At 33.5% G+C, this 18,960-nt stretch carries 22 protein-coding genes, 2 tRNA genes, 1 other RNA gene, 1 pseudogene and 1 riboswitch (1 of these 27 cut by a window edge); all 26 genes and pseudogenes read left to right on the top strand.

Features of this window, described 5'->3' with window-relative positions:
* Window positions 1–300: 300 nt before the first annotated feature.
* On the top strand, window positions 301–774 hold the full coding sequence (locus tag EB239_RS02175; protein WP_003869965.1) for a Na+/H+ antiporter subunit E: 474 nt from the start codon (window positions 301–303) through the stop codon (window positions 772–774).
* Window positions 771–1,022: a monovalent cation/H+ antiporter complex subunit F gene (locus EB239_RS02180; RefSeq protein WP_003869964.1), complete on the top strand. Its 252-nt coding sequence runs from the start codon at window positions 771–773 to the stop codon at window positions 1,020–1,022. Before EB239_RS02175 ends, EB239_RS02180 begins: the two co-directional genes overlap by 4 nt.
* Before the next feature lies 1 nt (window position 1,023).
* A complete protein-coding gene (gene mnhG, locus EB239_RS02185; protein WP_003869963.1) occupies window positions 1,024–1,338 on the top strand; it encodes a monovalent cation/H(+) antiporter subunit G in 315 nt (104 codons plus the stop codon).
* Window position 1,339: 1 nt separating this feature from the next.
* Window positions 1,340–1,582, top strand: a complete 243-nt coding sequence (locus tag EB239_RS02190) for a Na(+)/H(+) antiporter subunit B (protein WP_003869962.1) — start codon at window positions 1,340–1,342, stop codon at window positions 1,580–1,582.
* Window positions 1,572–2,312, top strand: coding sequence for an MnhB domain-containing protein (locus EB239_RS02195; protein ID WP_003869961.1), 741 nt, complete (start codon window positions 1,572–1,574; stop codon window positions 2,310–2,312). Before EB239_RS02190 ends, EB239_RS02195 begins: the two co-directional genes overlap by 11 nt.
* A 4-nt stretch (window positions 2,313–2,316) precedes the next feature.
* Complete coding sequence (locus tag EB239_RS02200; protein WP_003869960.1) at window positions 2,317–2,679, top strand: sodium:proton antiporter; 363 nt, start codon at window positions 2,317–2,319, stop codon at window positions 2,677–2,679.
* Window positions 2,676–4,139, top strand: a complete 1,464-nt coding sequence (locus tag EB239_RS02205; RefSeq protein ID WP_003869959.1) for a complex I subunit 5 family protein — start codon at window positions 2,676–2,678, stop codon at window positions 4,137–4,139. The genes EB239_RS02200 and EB239_RS02205 overlap by 4 nt, the downstream gene beginning before the upstream one ends.
* A gap of 10 nt (window positions 4,140–4,149) precedes the next feature.
* The gene (locus EB239_RS02210) at window positions 4,150–6,024 is read left to right on the top strand and encodes an NADH-quinone oxidoreductase subunit M (protein WP_003869958.1); all 1,875 of its coding nucleotides are present in this window, start codon (window positions 4,150–4,152) and stop codon (window positions 6,022–6,024) included.
* Window positions 6,021–6,905, top strand: a complete 885-nt coding sequence (locus tag EB239_RS02215) for a respiratory chain complex I subunit 1 family protein (protein WP_003869957.1) — start codon at window positions 6,021–6,023, stop codon at window positions 6,903–6,905. The genes EB239_RS02210 and EB239_RS02215 overlap by 4 nt, the downstream gene beginning before the upstream one ends.
* Before the next feature lie 23 nt (window positions 6,906–6,928).
* Window positions 6,929–7,525: a NuoB/complex I 20 kDa subunit family protein gene (locus EB239_RS02220; protein WP_003869956.1), complete on the top strand. Its 597-nt coding sequence runs from the start codon at window positions 6,929–6,931 to the stop codon at window positions 7,523–7,525.
* Entirely contained in the window at window positions 7,515–7,991 is a 477-nt protein-coding gene (locus EB239_RS02225; protein WP_003869955.1) for an NADH-quinone oxidoreductase subunit C, read from the top strand. The genes EB239_RS02220 and EB239_RS02225 overlap by 11 nt, the downstream gene beginning before the upstream one ends.
* A 3-nt stretch (window positions 7,992–7,994) precedes the next feature.
* On the top strand, window positions 7,995–9,143 hold the full coding sequence (locus EB239_RS02230) for an NADH-quinone oxidoreductase subunit D (protein WP_003869954.1): 1,149 nt from the start codon (window positions 7,995–7,997) through the stop codon (window positions 9,141–9,143).
* 15 nt (window positions 9,144–9,158) lie between these two features.
* A complete protein-coding gene (locus tag EB239_RS02235) occupies window positions 9,159–9,647 on the top strand; it encodes a 4Fe-4S binding protein (RefSeq protein WP_003869953.1) in 489 nt (162 codons plus the stop codon).
* Window positions 9,648–9,703: 56 nt separating this feature from the next.
* Window positions 9,704–10,726 (top strand): DUF1646 domain-containing protein, encoded by a 1,023-nt coding sequence (locus EB239_RS02240; RefSeq protein WP_003869952.1) that lies wholly within the window; start codon window positions 9,704–9,706, stop codon window positions 10,724–10,726.
* A 121-nt stretch (window positions 10,727–10,847) separates the two neighbouring features.
* Window positions 10,848–11,294: a tRNA adenosine(34) deaminase TadA gene (tadA, locus tag EB239_RS02245; RefSeq protein ID WP_003869951.1), complete on the top strand. Its 447-nt coding sequence runs from the start codon at window positions 10,848–10,850 to the stop codon at window positions 11,292–11,294.
* 4 nt (window positions 11,295–11,298) lie between these two features.
* A tRNA-Ser gene (locus EB239_RS02250) sits at window positions 11,299–11,389 on the top strand.
* A 55-nt stretch (window positions 11,390–11,444) separates the two neighbouring features.
* Window positions 11,445–11,538 (top strand) — tRNA-Ser (locus tag EB239_RS02255).
* Between the two features lie 19 nt (window positions 11,539–11,557).
* Window positions 11,558–11,824, top strand: an RNA gene (gene ffs, locus EB239_RS02260) — signal recognition particle sRNA large type.
* Between the two features lie 133 nt (window positions 11,825–11,957).
* Entirely contained in the window at window positions 11,958–13,856 is a 1,899-nt protein-coding gene (locus tag EB239_RS02265) for an HD domain-containing phosphohydrolase (RefSeq protein ID WP_003869950.1), read from the top strand.
* A gap of 62 nt (window positions 13,857–13,918) precedes the next feature.
* A complete protein-coding gene (gene dnaX / locus EB239_RS02270) occupies window positions 13,919–15,475 on the top strand; it encodes a DNA polymerase III subunit gamma/tau (RefSeq protein ID WP_003869949.1) in 1,557 nt (518 codons plus the stop codon).
* Window positions 15,476–15,541: 66 nt separating this feature from the next.
* Complete coding sequence (locus EB239_RS02275; RefSeq protein ID WP_003869948.1) at window positions 15,542–15,877, top strand: YbaB/EbfC family nucleoid-associated protein; 336 nt, start codon at window positions 15,542–15,544, stop codon at window positions 15,875–15,877.
* Between the two features lie 9 nt (window positions 15,878–15,886).
* Complete coding sequence (gene recR / locus EB239_RS02280; RefSeq protein WP_003869947.1) at window positions 15,887–16,486, top strand: recombination mediator RecR; 600 nt, start codon at window positions 15,887–15,889, stop codon at window positions 16,484–16,486.
* A 48-nt stretch (window positions 16,487–16,534) separates the two neighbouring features.
* A riboswitch (Fluoride riboswitch) is annotated at window positions 16,535–16,594 on the top strand.
* 61 nt (window positions 16,595–16,655) lie between these two features.
* On the top strand, window positions 16,656–17,060 hold the full coding sequence (crcB, locus tag EB239_RS02285; protein WP_003869946.1) for a fluoride efflux transporter CrcB: 405 nt from the start codon (window positions 16,656–16,658) through the stop codon (window positions 17,058–17,060).
* Window positions 17,057–17,440, top strand: coding sequence for a fluoride efflux transporter CrcB (crcB, locus tag EB239_RS02290; RefSeq protein ID WP_003869945.1), 384 nt, complete (start codon window positions 17,057–17,059; stop codon window positions 17,438–17,440). Before crcB (EB239_RS02285) ends, crcB (EB239_RS02290) begins: the two co-directional genes overlap by 4 nt.
* Window positions 17,441–17,494: 54 nt before the next feature.
* Window positions 17,495–18,666: pseudogene (locus tag EB239_RS02295) on the top strand (HD-GYP domain-containing protein).
* A gap of 49 nt (window positions 18,667–18,715) precedes the next feature.
* Window positions 18,716–18,960, top strand: the 5' portion of a protein-coding gene (locus EB239_RS02300; RefSeq protein ID WP_003869942.1) for a DUF2508 family protein. The gene runs 28 nt beyond the window's last position; only the first 245 of its 273 coding nucleotides appear in the window; it begins with the start codon at window positions 18,716–18,718; its stop codon lies beyond the right edge, outside the window.

The following is an 18,960-nucleotide window of genomic DNA, read 5'->3' on the forward strand; positions in this document are numbered from 1 at the left end:
TTAATCCAAAATTTAAAAAAAAGATAGCAAAGACTTATGTTGTAACGATATCCTTTTATTTTTATCAAGGAAGTAAGGAATCTGTGACAATCTATTTTTGTATTAAATAATAATTTTGCTACAACTATTATAAAAGTTGAACAAAATTAAAAAAATTTTGTTGAGAATGTTTACTATGAATGTTTTGTGTGATATAATTTCAAGTGGAAATAATATATACCTCCCTAGAGTAAGGCGGTAATAAACGACGATACAGCGGAGCTTTATACGTGATACTAATGAAAATGGAGGTGTGACTAATTGAGCAATTTGTTATTTATTTGGGTAGCGATGTTTTTGGTATGGACTGCATTGAATGCGCCACTATCAGCCCAAAAAACTATTTTTGGAATTATTTTATCATTTTTGATTGCAGTAATTGCTAATGTATATGATAAAGAGCAAAAAAAATTTAAATTAAAAACTTTTTTTTGTTTGATTAAATATTTCGTCGTGTTTTTAAAAGAACTTGTCAAAGCTAATTTGAATATGGCAAGAATAGTTTTGACTCCTTCTTTACCTATTTCGCCTAAGATTTTCAAGGTTACAACAAGCCTTAAGTCTCCAATAGCAAGAACATTACTTGCAAATTCTATAACTTTAACTCCAGGAACAATATCTGTAGAACTTGATGGGGATACATTATACATTCATGTGGTTGAGGGTGATAAAGTAGAAAACGTTGAAGATTTAAAAGGACCCTTTGAAAAGATTTTAAGGGAGGCTTTTGAATGATAATAAATGTTATTTTAGGATTAGTGATTTTCGGTCTTTTATTAAGCTTTATAAGGTTGGTAAGGAGCAGTTCAATTGAAAGCAAAGTGGTTGCTATTGACATTATGACAACTATTTCTTCGGGACTAATAGTGATTTTTGCTTTTATAAGCGATAACGGGTTATTTTTAGATGTGGCGCTGGTATATGGTATTTTGTCTTTTATTGGGGTTGTAGCAATAGCTCGTTATTTAGAAGGAGGAATTTAGTATGCAGTATATTGGATACTTTTTCTTGCTTATTGGAGCTGTTTTTTTAGCGCTAGCAGGTCTCGGAATATATAGGATGCCGGATGTATTAAATCAATCTCAAGCGGGGACTAAAGCATCAACTATGGGGATTGTTGGACTATTTATTGGTTTTGCTTTTCTTAAACCATTGTGGGCCCCCAAGTTAATTCTTATGGCATTGTTTTTTCTTTTTACTTCGCCGATTGCTTCACATGCAATATGTAAGGCAGCGATAAAGAGAAATAAAGCAAAACTTATATTAAAAGAAAATGCTTTTTCAAAAGAAGGTGAGTAATATGTTTTTATCAGTAATTATTGCGGTTATTATGATATTTGGTGCTATGTGGACAATTGTAACTGAAGATTTATTTAAAGCTATTGTTATATTTGCAATAGTATCCCTTTCTTCTTCTATAATGTTTTTACTTATGCAGGCGCCAGATGTTGCTATAACGGAAGCGGCTATAGGCTCGGGCATAACTACTGCTTTATTTATTTTCACATACAAAAAAGTGGAGGAGGAAAAAGATGAAAGATGAAACATCTGTATTAGTAAATATTATTGCTTTTTTAATTCTCTTTGTGATAGGAATTTATATATATATTGTAGCTATTGATACAGGAGCAGGAATAAAAATAACGGATAATATAACTCCTACCATGAGGGTGGCCGATAAATATCTAAACAAGAACGTGTTAGATGATAATAGCACATATCAATGGGGAGGTACAGCTGAAGATACAGCTGCTAATATTGTAACTTCGGTTGTTGTTGATTATAGATTATTTGATACAACTCTTGAGGTAATAGTTTTATTTATTACAATATTAGGTTTTGGCTTTGTTATTCCTAAAGACAAGAGAAAGATAATTAAACCTACCACTATACTTAACAGGTGGGCGCCAATTCTGATGCTGCTTATGCTTATGATAGGGGGATACACATTTATTAATGGACACTTATCTCCTGGAGGGGGTTTCCCGGCAGGTGCTATTATATCGACGGCTATTTTGACGGGTGTTTTGACTGGAAGGAGAACAATAAGTCAAAAATCCCTTAAAATAATAGAGGCAATAACAGGTATATCAATATTTTCCATCGGAATCATAAGCTATTTTCTAACTGGTAGCTTCTTTCAGAATTTTATATTAAATGACAAGATAGGAGATCTATTTTCAGGTGGCTTGATACCTATATTTTATGGTTTAATAGCCTTTAAAGTTGCTGCTGAGCTTTCAAATATCTATTTTGAATTTTATGAGGAGTGATGTTATGACGCAAGTTTTTATACTGTCCTCCCTTTCTCTTATGTTTATAGGTCTATATGGAGTTTTGACGAGAAAAAATTTACTAAAAATAATTATAGCGCTAAATATTATAGAAACAGGTATCAACTTACTTTTGGTTTCCTTTGGATACATTGATCATGGAATAACACCTATTTTAACTTCACAGGAGAGTATACTTAACCTAAATAAAATGGTAGATCCAGTTCCACAGGCGCTTGTTCTTACATCAATAGTTATAGGCTTGGGAACAACTGCATTTGCTTTAGCATTGGCAATACGATACAAAATTACTCATAATTCTATTTTAATAAATGCATCTGAAGAGGAAGAGGGAAGAGGTATATGAATAGCATAGTTTTTCTAGTTGTAATACCAATTATTGCGGCGTTTTTATCTTTATTTTTAGGCAAGGTGAATAAATTAATTGCATATATAGTTACAATTTTTAACTTATCTTTTTCTGTAGTTGTCCTTGTAAGTGGGAAAATACCCTTTAATGTTGCAATTGGAGGTTGGAGGGCTCCATATGGAATAAACTTTGTTGTTACTGATATCACAATTTTCTTTTTACTACTTATTAATGTAGCAGCAGTTCTTTCACTGACAACAATAAAGGAACATATGGAGTACCAATTCTATGCTTTCTATTTTATACTACTTGCTGCGACTAATGGTATGGTTTTGACAGGTGATATATTTAACTTTTATCTTTTTACAGAGCTTACTACCTTTGCAATTGGAGGACTTGTGGCGTACAAAAGAGATAGATTAGCTACAGGTGCATCACTAAAATATTTAATATTATCATCAACTGCATCTATTTTTAGCTTAGCAGCAATAGGCCTCATATACAAGACTTTGGGGACCCTTAATTTTGCAGACATAGCCAGCAAAATTTCTAATTTAAACAAGGCATCATTATCTTTAATTTTAATACTTTTTATTTCTAGTATGTTGGTTGAACTGAAGATTTTTCCTTTTAACCTTTGGGTTGTAAAGGCTTATGATGCTTCTATTCCAGCAGTAAATCTTTTTCTTCATGGGATGGTTAGCACTGCCGGTGTATATGGGGCAATAAGAATACTTCTTATGGTATTTTCAAAAAATGGTGTAATGTCAGATCAAAGTAGCAACATAGCAAATATTTTAATATTGTTAGCTTTTATAACAGTAATGATTGGCGAAATTGGAGCTTTGACAGAAAAAAATTTAATTAAAGTTTTGGCGTTTTCCTCTATGGCACAACTTGGTATATTCCTGTTTGGAATAAGTTTAGGCAATTATGAAGCACTAAAAGGAGCATTTTATATAGTTATATCAAACTATTTTGCGAAACTTATAATGTTTATTGTTGCAAAAAATTATTCTGTTGTTGCAGGAAGCAGAAATTACAACGCGATGAAAGGATTAGGGAGAAAATATCCTGGACTCGCGATAGCTTTTACAATATCAGCTTTAAGTCTTATGGGAATGCCTTTTTTCGCAGGATTTTGGGGTAAACTTTCCATAGTTGGAAATGCACTTTTAATGGACAAAATTGCCATTACAGGTGTAATAATAATACTGATTTCCTCTGTAATTGAAGGTGTTTATTATCTTAGAATATCTCATACATTTTTTAGTGATGGAAATATTCAAGACACTAAATTATCAAGGATTAATTGCGTGCTACCAATAATTTTAGCGGCGGTTATTTTGATTATAGGGATATATCCAAATTCAATTGAAAATATAATATGGACGATGATAAATGAAATACAGAATACACCAGAAAAATATATACAAGTAATTTTGCCTTTAAAGTGAGGGTGAGACTATGGTAGAAATTTTACTGGTTCCTCTTATAACAGCAGTTATATCGGCTATTTTTATAAAAAACAAGCGGCTCGTATGGTTTCTTTTTCTGATTTCTAATGGCTATATATTATATAAACTTTACTCATTGTATGGAAAGTGGGATTTAACTTATATATTAAACACTGATTACCAAATATTTGGTGCAAAACTAAGTTTAGGACTTTCAAATAATCCTTTAGGATGGTATTTTGCCTTTTTCTCGGCTGTTGTTACCTTAGTAATTGCTATATTTTCTATAGGATTTAATACAAACTCTAAAGGAAATGTAGCTCCTATATGGATGCTAATTATATTTGCTAATCTTGGAATATTCTATGCAGCAGATTGGATAACATTTTTTATGATGTGGGAACTAATGGGATGGACATCTTTTTTCGCAATAACCAATGGAAATACTAAAGCATTAGATGGTGCAAAATATTACTTGGCTCTTTCTCTTCTTGGTGGGTCTTCCATGTTAATTGCAATATTACTGCTTGGTGCATATACTAAAACTTTTATTATTATTACTTCTGCTTATAGATTGATCCAGCTGTTTAATTTGGCAGAAGGTGTTTTTACAACAATATTACTTTTGTTTATTATGGCATTCTTCATAAAATCGGCAATATTTCCATTTTACATGTGGCCTTCAAAAGTATATGCTGTAGGTCCTGAAGATTACATTGCGTTTATGTCTTCAGTAATGATAAAATATGGCATTTATCCTATGGCAATATTCATAGTTCCTGTAATTGGGAATTTACAACTTCCTAAGATATTTAATGCAGGTAATTGGATGCAATATTTTATTGGTTATCTTGGAGCGCTTAGTGCTGTTGTAGGGACTTTACTTGCTATGTTTCAGACTGATATGAAAAAATTATTTGCGTATTCCTCTGTGGCAAACATGGGATATATACTTTTAGGTTTCGCATCTATGAGTATAGTAGGTTTTGAAGGTTCGCTTTTCCATGTTGTTAATCATATTGTTTTAAAAGCTGCGATATTTTTATCTCTTGCTGCTGTAGTGTATAGGACGGGTGAGAGTGAGATGCACAAATTAGGTGGACTTGTATATAAAATGCCTATTACTTTTTTGACATTTCTTTTTGGAATAATAGCAGCAGCAGGAATACCACCGCTTAATGGCTTTGGCTCAAAGTGGATGATAATACAAGCGCTTATGGAGAAGAAGATGGTTGTTCTTGTAATATCCATGGTATTTGCATCAACCGGAGCGTTTATGTATTTATTTAGGGCACTTGTTTCTATATTTTTAGGACAACTTCCCGAAAGATATAAGGATGTAAAAGAGGTACCATATACAATGTCAATACCCATGATTATAATGATGGGCTTGATGCTTCTAATTGGTGTGGTACCAGGGGTTGTGATGAAACCATTAACTATTGCACTGGATGCATTAGGGTATAAAGTTGATATCGCTACTTGGACTACTCTTAGTTCGTCTTTTAAAAATGCGACGATAGATTTAAAAATAGTATTTTACATGTTTGCTATGGGTATTGTAGTTGCAGCTTTGATGTATTTGTTTGGAAACAAATCCGAAACTGTACCACAGCATGATAATTACACAGCAGGAGAGAACCCAATAGAATGGGGAGTTGATGCAGACAAGTTTAACTATTCTTATTCATTTTACCAACCATTTAAGGAGATGTTTGACCCGCTTTTTGAAAGAATTTCAATAGATAGATTTTTTTCAAGTATAGGTAAAAATTTTGAATATATAAGCCCAACCATTCAAGGGTTGTATAAAAGAGGAGAAGGAGCAGTGTTGCTTTTTAGCATTGGTGTTCTCTTATTGATATTAGGAGGTTGGATTTTATGATAGCAGCTATAAGAGTTTTTGGTTACAGTTTGTTTGCAATATTTATTGGACTTTTATTTATGGGAATAGGAAGGAAGATTATTGCAAGAATTCAGTTGAGATTAGGCCCACCATTTTATCAGGCATTTTTAGATGTAGGAAAACTCTTTGCCAGAAAGTCCATAACACACAATTTTGTGATGGACCTTGGTATGATAATGTCGCTTGCGGGACTACTGTCAACTATGCTATTTGTTCCAGTAGCTGGACATATGGCTATAAAGAGTAGTTCTAATCTAATTCTAATAATTTACCTTATGGCCATTGGACATCTTGGAATGGCGATGGCAGCTTCTGCTAGTGGAAATCCCAATGCAACAATTGGTGTATCTCGTGCACTTACAATGATGCTGGGATATGAAATTCCGTTTTTTACAGTAATGTTAGGATTAATAATTTTTAATGGGACTTCTTCTCTTGAGCTTATTGCGCAAAGTCAGGCAGGTGGATTATTGAATTGGAATATGGTTAAATTTCCGCTTGGATTTTTAGCAGCTGAAATTGCATTACAAGCGATAATGGGAGAAAAACCATTTGATGCAATGGTAGCACCTGCTGAGATAGCTTCAGGACCTATGGTGGAGCTTGGTGGTAAGTACCTGGGACTTGCATTTTTGACACATGCAGTTTCAATTTTTGTTGAAACGGGGATAATGGTAAATTTATTTATGGGCGGTGCTTCAAATGTATTTACTTTTGTATTAAAACAATTTGAAATATATTTAATTACTGTACTTATTGAGGCCGTATTCCCGAGATTTAGAATAGAGCAGGCAGTTAAATTTCTCTGGACTGTTCCCATGAGCATTGCAGTTGTCCAGCTTGCGATAATATTATTGTAAGATAATAGAAGGGGGCAATTTGAATGGAAGATTTAAAGGCTAATGATAAAAGAAGCTATATTGATAATTTGATAGATTTTTTTAGAAAAAGATCTATATGGATGCTTCATTACTGTACAGGTTGCGGAGCAGTGGAACTGCCGCCTTCAATGACATCCAGGTGGGATATTGAAAGATTTGGCATAGTGCCAATGGCGACGCCAAGACAGGCAGATGTCCTTTTAGTAACAGGATATGTTTCGTTGAAGACATTAAAGAGGATTATAAAGATTTATGAACAAATGCCAGAACCCAAATGGGTTTTAGCATTTGGTTCGTGTACAGTAAATGGAGGAATTTACTGGGATTCTTATAACACCATAACAAATCTTGCGGAATATATTCCTGTTGATATTACTGTATCGGGCTGTATGCCTAGGCCAGAAGCAGTTATAGATGCATTGCAAACGCTAATGGAGATGATACAGTCTGGCGAGGGAGGAGCGTACAAAAAATACAAAGAAAACTATGAATACTATAAAAAGAACCAGGATAGAGTTTTAAGGAAAACAGCCCCAATATTAGGAAGCAGCGAAACAGAGTCAATTTATCAAGAAAAGGAGGGGAATTATGAAACTTGATAAGGAAAGCATAATAGAACTTTTAAATCAAAAAGGAGTAGAGGTTTTAGACCTTTATCCAAATCAAATAAGTGTAAATATTAAAAAAGATAACCTCTTAAACCATTTGGTATTTTTAAGGTCAATAGGTTTTGATCATCTATCATTTATAAATGCAGTTGATTTTATAGATGAAGGTGAATTTGAACTTGTTTATCATGTTTGGTCTTACACCCATAAAATTCATGTTTTAAACAAAGTAAGAATAAGCAGAAATAATCCTGTTATACCAACGATAGTAAATCTTTGGGAACAAGCGCAGTTTTATGAGCAAGAAATACACGAGTTTTTTGGGATAATTTTTGAGGGAAACAAAGATTTATCTCCTTTGTTCTTGGAAAATTGGGTAGATATACCGCCGCTTAGAAAAGATTTTGATACAAAAGAGTTTTCTGTAAGATTGTTTGGTGCCGAGATAAGGAGGTGATATATGATGGATTCACCATCATATATGTTGAGCAAAATAGCTGAAAAAGACAATTTAACTGTATACGAGCTTTTTTTTGGTCCTAATCATCCAGGAATGCATGGTAATTTTGGCTATGTACTTGAAATGATAGGGACAGAAATAGTTAAAGTTAGACCCAATGCAGGACATTTGCATAGAGGATTTGAAAAATTAATGGAACAGAAGCTGTGGGTTCAAAATATAGCACTTGTTCCTAGAATATGTGTTGCTGATCCAGATCCCAATGAAGTAGCCTATTGTACAGCCATTGAAAAGATACTAAGGGTTGACATCCCAGATAGAGCAAAATTTTTAAGAACAATCACTCTTGAAATGAGCAGGCTGTCTTCTTTCTTAATGGGAATGGGTGCCCTTGCTGCAGCTGTAGGTCTATATACGGCTATGAACATTATGACCGCCGATAGGGACTTAATACTTGATTTATTCGAATGGTTAACAGGAGCAAGAGTATACCACATGTTTAGCATACCAGGAGGCGTTAGAAATGATTTGCCTGATGGTTTTGTAGAAAGACTATATAAAGTATTGGACCATTTAGAAAAAAGGCTAATTGAATATGATAAATTACTGTTTGAAAATCCTATAATCCACAAAAGATTAAAAGGATTAGGTTATGTCTCTAAAGAAGATGCAGTAAAATATGGGCTTACTGGCCCGAATCTTAGAGCATCAGGTAACCCCTATGATGTAAGAGTTGATGATCCATATGCAGCTTACCCCTACCTTGACGTTAGAGTAATAACACAAGAAGGTGGAGATGCATTAACTAGGGCTATTCAAATAAGATTGGAGTTTGAAGAAACGATTAATCTTATAAGGCGGGCACTTAAGACTATGCCAGAAGGAGAGATTAGACTAAATCTTGGAAATCTTTCGGCACTTAAAGTGCCAAAAGGAGAAGCATATGCAAAAGTTGAATCGTCAAAGGGAGAGTTTGGATATTATGTAGTGTCAGACGGCGGAATGAAGCCATACAGAGTTGCGGTTAGAGGTCCTTCTCTTCCTGCAGGATTACTGCTTGCGCAAAAACATCTTCCCAAAATGAAAATAGATGATGTAGCTGCGTGGATGGCATCACTTGCAATTTGTCCGCCTGATATAGATAAATAGGAGGGAAGTAATGATATGTCACTGGGAGATAAGAGTGTATATTCCCCGCTTACTAATCTTAAAAATTTATTTAAAAAACCTATGACAGTAAAATATCCCAAAGAAATTTTGAAAGTGTTTCCAAAAGATGGCGTATCGCCTATTTATAGAGGGCTTCATACCAATGATTTAAACAAATGTATTGGATGTGGAATGTGCCAGAGAATATGTCCTTTCGATGCTATAGAAATGAAAGTTATTGGCGAAAATGAGCAAGGCAGAGCTATTAAAAAACCAGTTGTTGATTATGGAAGGTGTAGTTTTTGTGGATTTTGCGTAGATGTTTGTCCAACTAACTCATTAAAGATGTCAAGACATTATATATACAAAGTAAAGACAGTAAAATCGATGAGTGCAAAGGAAGAGGTAGAGCATATAAAGCAAAAATTTAAGCTTCTGCCGGATGAATCTTTGGGAGATGATATAGGGTATAATACTGGGAAAACCAAGAAAATATTAGGATAAAAATTACTCATTGTGATTATATTGATAAACATATGCAAAAGTAGGAGGTATAATATATGGTAACAGCATTAGTTGTAATTTTGGTGCTTATTCTGTTATTGCCATTTGTGGTAAAACAAGTAGAACACAATTTGGAATATTTTTTATTTACAATGGGAATTATATCTGTAATTGTGTCAAAACAATTTAGTGCAGAATTGTTTTTCCATATTTTCAAAAATCCACTCATTTACTATATTACTTTAGCAGTTTTGATTGCAGGGTTAATTTTTACATTGTTAAAAGAAAAATTGAAAATAGGTGTTGAAAAAGTTGCAGATAAAATATCTTTGAGGCTTTTTGCATTCATTATAATCGTGGTACTTGGGCTTATGTCAAGCATTATTACAGCAATAATTGCCTCTTTGGTTTTGGTTGAAGTCGTAAACTACTTGCCTCTTACTAGAAAAAACAAAATAAATTTAATTGTCATTGCTTGTTTCTCCATAGGCCTTGGTGCTGTTTTAACGCCTGTAGGGGAGCCACTGGCTACTATTGTTGTATCCAAGTTACATGCCGACTTCTTTTATCTTGCACGATTAATAGGTATTGATATAATAATTGCAATTTTAGCTCTTGGATTAATAGGAACATTTTTTGCAAAAAGAGAAAGTGGGATAGGTGAGCCTACAGAAGATGTTGAGGCAGATGAGAATATAAAAGAAGTATTCATTAGAGCTTTTAAAGTATTCGTCTTTATTTTTGCATTAGAGCTACTTGGAACAGGTTTTAAGCCTATAATTGATTTATATATTGTTAAAATGAAAAGTGAGCTTTTATACTGGGTAAATACAATTTCCGCAATTGTTGATAATGCTACGCTAGCAGCAGCAGAAATTTCTCCATCAATGACGCCGGAACAGATAAGAGCTATTTTAATGGGAATGCTTATTAGTGGAGGGATGTTAATTCCAGGTAATATTCCAAACATCATTTCAGCGGGAAAATTAAAAATAAAAAGTACAGAATGGGCACGAACTGCTGTTCCTCTAGGTGCAATACTTTTGATAGTGTATTATATTGTATTGTTTGTGATCTAAATAAATTCAAGTAGGAGTATACTTGACACTTAAATAATTCTCTGATAAAATACCTTTATGCAGAGTACAAATAAAAAGCCACAGGTTTATTTTGTGGGCATGCATATTTACGGTGGACTGTATGATTAATAGATTCATGGAAGCTGCTATTTTAGAGGCGAAGAAAAGTTACCAACTTGGAGAAGTACCTGTTGGAGCTGTTATTGTAAAAGATGGACAAATAATTGGGAAAGGATTCAATCAAAAAGAATCATCAAATGATGCAACAACTCATGCGGAAATATTAGCGATAAAAGAAGCTTGTAAAACTCTTGGCAGTTGGAGACTTGATGACTGTAGCATGTATGTGACTTTAGAGCCTTGCCCTATGTGCGCTGGAGCTATTTTAGAATCCCGCATAAAGAGGGTATATATAGGAGCGGAAAGTGAAAGAACAGGTGCTGCAGGTACAGTAGTTGATATTTTAAATAACAGCTATTTAGGAAGTAAAACAGAAGTGTATTTTGGAATAATGGAAGAGGAATGCAAAACTCTTTTAAAAGATTTCTTTGAAAATTTAAGGGGATAAGTGCGGAGAGATGGCTGAGTGGTCGAAAGCGCTCGCCTCGAAAGCGAGTGGGCGAATTTTTCGCCTCGTGAGTTCGAATCTCACTCTCTCCGCCATGAAAATTGAATAAAAAGGTGGAGTAATTACATGGGTTGAAGTCCAGTAAAACGTGGAGAGATGACCGAGTGGACGAAGGTGCACGACTGGAAATCGTGTGTACCCTTTAAAAGGGGTACCGAGGGTTCGAATCCCTCTCTCTCCGCCATGAAAAAGGTAATTCTTGGCCGTACTAGATGGGGAGGTAGCGGTGCCCTGTAACCTGCAACCCGCTATAGCAGGGTCGAATTCCCAGGCTGAGGCCTGACCATTGTAAGGTCTGGCATAAGTAAGTGGCGTTGATACTTGAGTCCTGCGCAACGGAAATTTGCGAACCCCGTCAGGTCCGGAAGGAAGCAGCGGTAAGCAAACACTTCCGTGTGCCGCAGGGGAGCTTGAGTGGAGCTAACTGCTTATGTAACGCTTATGGTGGCAGGTCGAAGCTGGGTGTACGGCCTTTTATTTTTGTTCTTTTACTGGAAAATATTTCTTATTATTTTTTATAACTCTTACTTAAAATGTGAAGGCTTTTAGCCGAAATAAATATAGGGAACTTATTCTTACAAAAGAAAAGAGATGGAGGATAGTATGTTTAAAAGATATTATAATACACGGATATTTTTTACTTTATTTGGAATTTCTGTAATTGTTTACTCGTTGTCATTAGCTCATTTTTTGTTAGGGTTTGAAAATAGAGTTTTTATAGGGGGAATAATTTTATTAATTTCGCTGGGGTTATCGAGTTTTTTATCTAAAAAATTGTCTGAACCTATTAAAAAATTAAACGAAGCTGTTAAAAGGATTTCTCGCGGGGATTTTGATTATCAGTTAAATATTACTGATTCAAAAGAGTTTAGGGAACTTTCAGAGAATTTTAATTCCATGGCTAGAGACTTATCTCAAAGTTATAAAAAATTAAAAGAACAGACGGAAAGTTTAATACAACAAAATGAAGAATTACAGGAGTTTAACGCGGAATTAGAAGCTTCCTACGAGCAGTTAGAGACTTTGACTCATGAATTAGAAATTTCTGAAAGAAAGTATCGATTGTTAGTAGAAAATATTCGGGATATTTTGTGGGTGACTGATAAAAATTTTATTATTGAATTTGTCAATTCACGAGTTATAAGGTATTTAAATTATACTCCTCACGAATTGATAGGAAAAAGCATTTTTGAAATTGTAGATGAAGACAGCAGAGAAATCTTGAAAAACATGATGGAAGGTAAAATTAATTTTTCAGAAATCAATTTTAAAAACAAAGAAGGCTTATTGGTTATAACAGAAACCCATGTTAAAAGGCTAAAAATTGATGAAGAAGTGGTAGGCATTCAAGGCATTTCTCGAGATATTACAGAAATGTATTATGTAAAAAAACAGATAGCTGAAAAGAATAATGAAATATTGGCTATTAGTGATGTAGGAAGGCTACTTACATCGGGAAGTGACATAAAAGAGGTATTGAATAACATAGTAGAAAAAGTTGCTGAATTGTTAAATTCACCTTTGTGCACTATAAGAGAATATAATCCGTATTTTCATAAGTTTGTTTTACTTGTAAAAGGGGGAGAATTAAAAGATTATCCTGTCTATGAAGAAATTAAATTATCAGAAGAGGACATAAATGAATTAGTAAATCAAAAAGAAATAAAAATAAAAGATGTAGAAGAGTTTTCTCATAGTGAAAAAATAACACCTATTTTTGCAGCTAAAGATGTTTATTCAGTTGTGATAGTGCCTTTAATTTTTAGAAATGAAACTAAGGGAATTTTAACAGTTTGGACTGCAGCAAATACGGTCAAAAATATGAGTTTATTGAGATCTATTGCCAGCGCAGTGTCTGTGGCAATTGAAAATTCCAAACTGTATGACGAGATTAAAAAAGTCTATATAAAGACTATAGAAGCTTTAGCTTATGCAATGGAAGCAAAGGATTTATATACGAAAGGACATTCTATGAGAGTATCTCAATATGCTGTTTTAATAGGGGAATATATGGGCTTTTCAAGGGAAAAAATAGAACAATTAAGGATTGCAGGGATATTACATGATATAGGAAAGATAGGTATATCTGATACTATTCTTCTAAAGAAAGGCAAACTCTCGGAAGAAGAGTATAACGTTATAAAAAGTCATCCAGAGATATCAAGAAAAATTTTAATGCCTATAGATCTGCCGAAAGAAATATTAGAAGCTATTTCCAAACACCATGAACGATATGATGGGAAAGGTTATCCTTATGGTTTAAAAGGCGAAGAAATCCCTATAGAAGCAGCAATTCTTGGTGTGGCTGATGCCTTTGATGCAATGACTTCTGATAGAGCTTATAGAAAAGGAATGACTATTGAAGAAGCAGTAAATGAAATTTTAAGACATAAAGGTACTCAATTTCATCCTGAAATAGTAGATGTATTTATCTCAATTTACATGAATGCGAGGCAAAAGCTAGAGGAAGTAAAAAATCAGATATTTGAAAGTGTTTCTTAAAATTTTAGATGTAGAAATATATCTTTTTTTTTGTTACAATTGAAAATAACGAGGTGTTAAACATGTATCAGTCTTTGTATAGAAAGTATAGGCCAAGAAGTTTTAAAGAAGTGGTGGGGCAAGAACATATTGTAAGAACTTTAAAAAACCAAATAAAGTTAAAAAAGATAGGACATGCTTATCTCTTTACAGGTACAAGAGGAACAGGAAAAACCAGTGTAGCTAAGATTTTTGCAAAAGCAGTTAATTGTTTAAATAATAAAGATGGAGAGCCTTGTAATTCTTGTGAGATTTGTCAAGCTATAAATAACAACACTACGATGGATGTTTTAGAGATTGATGCTGCGTCTAATAACAGTGTAAATGATGTAAGAGAATTGAGAGAATCTGTAATTTACTCTCCATCCATAGCTAAGTACAAAGTATATATAATTGATGAGGTGCATATGCTTTCTACAGGGGCTTTTAATGCTCTTTTAAAGACATTGGAAGAGCCACCTCCTCATGTGATTTTTATTCTTGCGACTACAGAGCCGGACAAATTGCCAGATACTATTTTATCCCGCTGTCAAAGGTTTGACTTTAAAAAAATACCTACTCGATTAATAGCGCAAAATCTTGAAAAAATTTGCATTGACAGCAACATAAAAATTGAAGAGAAGGGTCTTAAAACTATCGCACTTTATGGCAATGGTTCTATGAGAGATGCTATTAGTCTTTTAGAACAATGTGCTTCTTATAAAGAAGGCCTTATAACCTATGAAGATGTATGCGAAATGTTAGGTGTAGCTAATGATGAAATGTTATTTTCTCTTTTAGATTACATGAATGCTAAAGATGTAGCAGCTTCATTGAAACAATTAGATAAAATTTTGTCTTATGGAATAGACGTGGGGAATTTTTTAAAGTCCTTAACTTATATTTTGAGAGATATGGTGCTTTACAAAACAGGAGGAGAGGAATTAAAAGAAATTTTATACAGCGATGTAGAAACTGTAAAAGAAAGAGTGCAAAACTTTGGTACAGCTTTTTTGACTAACGCTTTAGAAAAATTTACAAATCTACAAAAAGAAGTTAGATATGCTATATCTCCGTTAACCCTTTTAGAAGTGACTATTTTGAGGTTGATAAAGCCGGAAATTTCTTACGATATGATGAGTTTGCTAGCAAGAGTAGAACAAATAGAAGACAAATTAGAAAAAGGACAATTTTTTCTGAGGGAAGAAAAAGAAGAGAAAAATAAAAAAATAAATTCGCCAGAAGAAGAAAAAGAAGAAAACGTGGCATCGCAAATAGTACAGCAAGAGGATATAGATCTAGAAAAGGTGTGGGCTGAAGTAAAAGAAATGATAAAAAAAGAAAGAATAGCTTTGTATGCCTTTATAGAAAAAGGGATTCCTTATTTAAAAAAAGGAACAATTGTGGTAGAATATCCTGAAGAGTATGCTTTATTAAAGGAGGAATTGAGCAAAGCGGAAAACAAAAGTTTTATTGAAGGAATATTAAAAGAACTAGTTGGGAAGGCAATTCCTTTGAAGTTTGAATTAAGAAAAAATGAAGAGGAATTACTTGTACAGCAAGTTAAGGAGTTTTTTGGTGAAGATATAGAGATAATATAATTTTCACAAATAATTCAAAAAAGCATATAAATATTTTTAGAATAAAATTTAGGAGGTTATAGTGTTATGGCAAAAGGCGGATTTCCGGGCGGGTTTAATATAAATAACATGATTAAACAAGCCCAACAGATGCAAGAAGAAATAAAGAAAATGCAAGAAGAGCTAATGCAAAAGACTGTAGAAGCTACTGTCGGTGGTGGGATGGTAAAAGCAGTTGCTAATGGCAGAAAAGAACTTGTAAGTATTGAAATAAATCCTGATGTTGTAGATAAAGATGATGTAGAAACGTTAGAAGACCTTGTATTAGCTGCGGTTAATCAAGCGTTAAGGAATGCAGAAGAAATGATTGCTTCTGAAATGGCAAAGATAACCGGAGGACTAAACATTCCTGGACTGTTTTGAGGTGAAAAAATGAACTATTATTCTACTTCTATAGCGAAGCTTATAGAAGAACTGTCAAAGTTGCCCGGTATAGGTCCTAAAACAGCACAAAGGCTTGCTTTTTTCATAATAAATATGCCTTTGGAAGAGGTAAAAAGCTTGTCTCAAGCGATTATTGATGCAAAAGAAAAGATAAAGTATTGTAGAATTTGTTATAACATAACTGACACAGAGGTTTGTAACATATGTAGTGATAAAGAAAGAGATCATTCTCTTATATGTGTTGTTTCTCATCCTATGGATGTTGTTGCAATGGAGAAAATACGAGAGTATAAAGGAGTGTATCATGTACTTCATGGTGTTATTTCTCCTATAGAGGGCGTTGGCCCTGAAGATATAAAAATTAAAGAACTTTTAGACAGAGTAAAAAATGGAAATGTAAAAGAAGTCATACTTGCTACAAATCCTGACATAGAAGGAGAAGCGACAGCAATGTACATTGCTAAGCTATTAAAACCGTTAGGAATAAAAGTCACAAGGATTGCTCATGGGGTGCCGGTAGGTGGTGACTTGGAATACACCGATGTTGTAACTCTTTCAAGGGCTCTTGAAGGTAGAAGAGAATTGTAAAAGGTATTGCATTTTCATTTGTACTTTATTATAATAAATTTGTAGTAAATAACAGAAGGCGATGGAGCTCGCCATAAATGCGGAAACGCTGATGGCTCCTATTAGGATGATATAAGGCCTAATAGGAGCTTTTTATTGCCCAAAAATGTAAACAGAAAGGGAGATTTTCATGGAATACATCTATATAGGGATTGGAGGATTTTTTGGAGCAGTACTAAGATATTTAATAACAATTTACTTTACAAAGATGTATCACACTGCATTTCCCTTTGAAACTTTTATGATAAATATTTTAGGTTCGTTTTTGTTAAGTTTTATTGCTAATTTTACTATGGATGAGTACAAGGTAAATACTAATTTGAGATTGGCGATAACAACAGGATTTATTGGGGCTTTTACAACATTTTCTACTTTTAGTATGGAAACAATAAATTTATTAAAAGCAGGGAAAGATTATATTGCTCTAAGTTATATAATTTTATCAATATTTGGAGGCCTTTTGATGTCTTATTTAGGATTTGAATTTGCTGACAAAACTTTTGACTTACTAAAGGAGCGGGAGGAAGAACAGTGACAAGTATACTATATGTAGGAATTGGAGGAATTTTGGGAGCAATATTGAGATATGAAATATCGCGGCATATAAAGGAAAACCGAGAGATAGTTATTCCTATCGAAACTTTTATTATAAATGTATTAGGTGCGTTTTTATTAAACTTTTTATCAAGTCCTAAAATAAATGTAAATTTAAGCTATGATGTTAAACTTTTTCTGACAACGGGATTTCTAGGTGCTTTTACAACATACTCAACTTTTTCCCATGAGACAGTAGACTTAATCAAGAATAAAAAATATTTTCATGCATTTATATATATGTCCTTAACAATTATATTTGGACTAATAGGAGGAGTATTGGGATATTATCTCGGAAATTATATGGGAAAATTGATTTGATTGGTGTATAATATATGTCAGTAGAAAATAAATATCAGTTAGGAGGAATAAAATGTGAATTTGAATTATAATAATCTGCTGTCTGCTTTATCTTTGGCCCTTGACGTGCAAGAGTATAAGAACATGGGACATGCAAGAAGGGTGGCTTATATTTCTCTAAGGATTTCTGAGATGCTGAATTTGGATGAAAAAGAAACAAAAAAAGTGTATTATTCTGCTTTGTTACATGATATAGGACAAGGAGATATATACGAAGATTTTAACAAAGACGAATGGTGGAAACACAGTGAAAGAGGAAGTGAAATTGTAAAGAAGTTGCCCTTTGGAGAAAATTTTTCGGATATTATAAGATATCATCATGAAAATTACGATGGAAGCGGACATTTTAAACTAAATGGCGATTCTATTCCTTTAGGAGCTCAGATTGTTTTTATATCTGATCAATTTGATATACGGTACACCTCATCGGTTGGGAAAGAAAGTGAGTATAATATTCGGAATAATATCAAAGAAGGTATAAAAAGTGGTACTGGCAAGATGTTTAATCCCGTGGTTGCAAATGCATTACTTGACCTTACAAGACAAGAAAAATTTTGGCTTGATTATAAATTTTTTGATATAAAAAGTATATTAAAAAGGATTGAACCTAAAGACACGGTTTCAATAGGAATTAATGAATTAGAGGATATAGCAGAGGTTTTTGCACAGATTATCGATAATAGAAGCCGTTTTACCTATAACCATTCTAAAGGTATTTCAAAGTTAGCTTATGAAATGGCTAAGGTGATAGGATATGATGAAGAAACTTCTCGAAAAATAAAAATTGCGGGATTGCTTCATGACCTTGGAAAGCTAGCCATACCTAATTCTATTCTTGACAAACCGGACAAGCTTACTGAAGAGGAGTTTATGGTTATAAAATCTCATACCTATTATACTAAAGAAATACTCAAAGAAATAGGAGGAATAGATGATATAGCAGAATGGGCCGCAAATCATCACGAGAAATTAGATGGAAGCGGGTATCCTGAGGGATTAAAAGGTGACGAAATTGGAGAGATGATAGACATGTGGCGGTTTGTGACATGTATCAAGCATTGACAGAAGACAGGCCTTATAGAAAGGGACTTGAACCGAAGCAGGCGATAGACATTATTGCAAAATCGGTGAAAGATAATAAAGTAAGCGGAGAGTCTTTAGAAATTTTAAAAGAAGTGGTACTTTGATGTATACTCAACCGTATTTTAGGAAATAATACGGTTGAGGAGGTATATTATGGGAATGCTTTTCGATTATTTAAAAGGGATTGCGGTAACAAAAAATATATATGACTACAATAGTGAGAACTATCAATTGGTAAATGAAGTGAGACAAACGATAAAAGAATTGAAAGATGCAGAAATTTATTTTCAAAGTGTCACAGACCCTGACTTAGTAGATTATGCTATATATCGGTTAGAGAGTTTAAAGAGAAAGTACATATATTTATTGAAAAAAGCAAAAAAAGAGGGAATAAATTT

Origin of the sequence: Thermoanaerobacter ethanolicus JW 200 (assembly GCF_003722315.1) — a bacterium.
GTDB lineage: Bacteria > Bacillota > Thermoanaerobacteria > Thermoanaerobacterales > Thermoanaerobacteraceae > Thermoanaerobacter > Thermoanaerobacter ethanolicus.

Excerpts from the sequence above, each read along its gene's own strand:
- EB239_RS02190 (WP_003869962.1), top strand. The coding sequence starts at position 1,340 with ATGTTTTTATCAGTAATTATTGCGGTTATTATGATATTTGGTGCTATG.
- EB239_RS02275 (WP_003869948.1), top strand. The coding sequence starts at position 15,542 with ATGGCAAAAGGCGGATTTCCGGGCGGGTTTAATATAAATAACATGATT.
- tadA (WP_003869951.1), top strand. The coding sequence starts at position 10,848 with ATGATTAATAGATTCATGGAAGCTGCTATTTTAGAGGCGAAGAAAAGT.
- EB239_RS02215 (WP_003869957.1), top strand. The coding sequence starts at position 6,021 with ATGATAGCAGCTATAAGAGTTTTTGGTTACAGTTTGTTTGCAATATTT.
- EB239_RS02200 (WP_003869960.1), top strand. The coding sequence starts at position 2,317 with ATGACGCAAGTTTTTATACTGTCCTCCCTTTCTCTTATGTTTATAGGT.
- recR (WP_003869947.1), top strand. The coding sequence starts at position 15,887 with ATGAACTATTATTCTACTTCTATAGCGAAGCTTATAGAAGAACTGTCA.
- dnaX (WP_003869949.1), top strand. The coding sequence starts at position 13,919 with ATGTATCAGTCTTTGTATAGAAAGTATAGGCCAAGAAGTTTTAAAGAA.
- mnhG (WP_003869963.1), top strand. The coding sequence starts at position 1,024 with ATGCAGTATATTGGATACTTTTTCTTGCTTATTGGAGCTGTTTTTTTA.
- crcB (WP_003869946.1), top strand. The coding sequence starts at position 16,656 with ATGGAATACATCTATATAGGGATTGGAGGATTTTTTGGAGCAGTACTA.
- EB239_RS02225 (WP_003869955.1), top strand. The coding sequence starts at position 7,515 with ATGAAACTTGATAAGGAAAGCATAATAGAACTTTTAAATCAAAAAGGA.
- EB239_RS02210 (WP_003869958.1), top strand. The coding sequence starts at position 4,150 with ATGGTAGAAATTTTACTGGTTCCTCTTATAACAGCAGTTATATCGGCT.
- EB239_RS02240 (WP_003869952.1), top strand. The coding sequence starts at position 9,704 with ATGGTAACAGCATTAGTTGTAATTTTGGTGCTTATTCTGTTATTGCCA.
- EB239_RS02205 (WP_003869959.1), top strand. The coding sequence starts at position 2,676 with ATGAATAGCATAGTTTTTCTAGTTGTAATACCAATTATTGCGGCGTTT.
- EB239_RS02220 (WP_003869956.1), top strand. The coding sequence starts at position 6,929 with ATGGAAGATTTAAAGGCTAATGATAAAAGAAGCTATATTGATAATTTG.
- EB239_RS02265 (WP_003869950.1), top strand. The coding sequence starts at position 11,958 with ATGTTTAAAAGATATTATAATACACGGATATTTTTTACTTTATTTGGA.
- EB239_RS02230 (WP_003869954.1), top strand. The coding sequence starts at position 7,995 with ATGATGGATTCACCATCATATATGTTGAGCAAAATAGCTGAAAAAGAC.
- EB239_RS02195 (WP_003869961.1), top strand. The coding sequence starts at position 1,572 with ATGAAAGATGAAACATCTGTATTAGTAAATATTATTGCTTTTTTAATT.
- EB239_RS02235 (WP_003869953.1), top strand. The coding sequence starts at position 9,159 with ATGTCACTGGGAGATAAGAGTGTATATTCCCCGCTTACTAATCTTAAA.
- EB239_RS02180 (WP_003869964.1), top strand. The coding sequence starts at position 771 with ATGATAATAAATGTTATTTTAGGATTAGTGATTTTCGGTCTTTTATTA.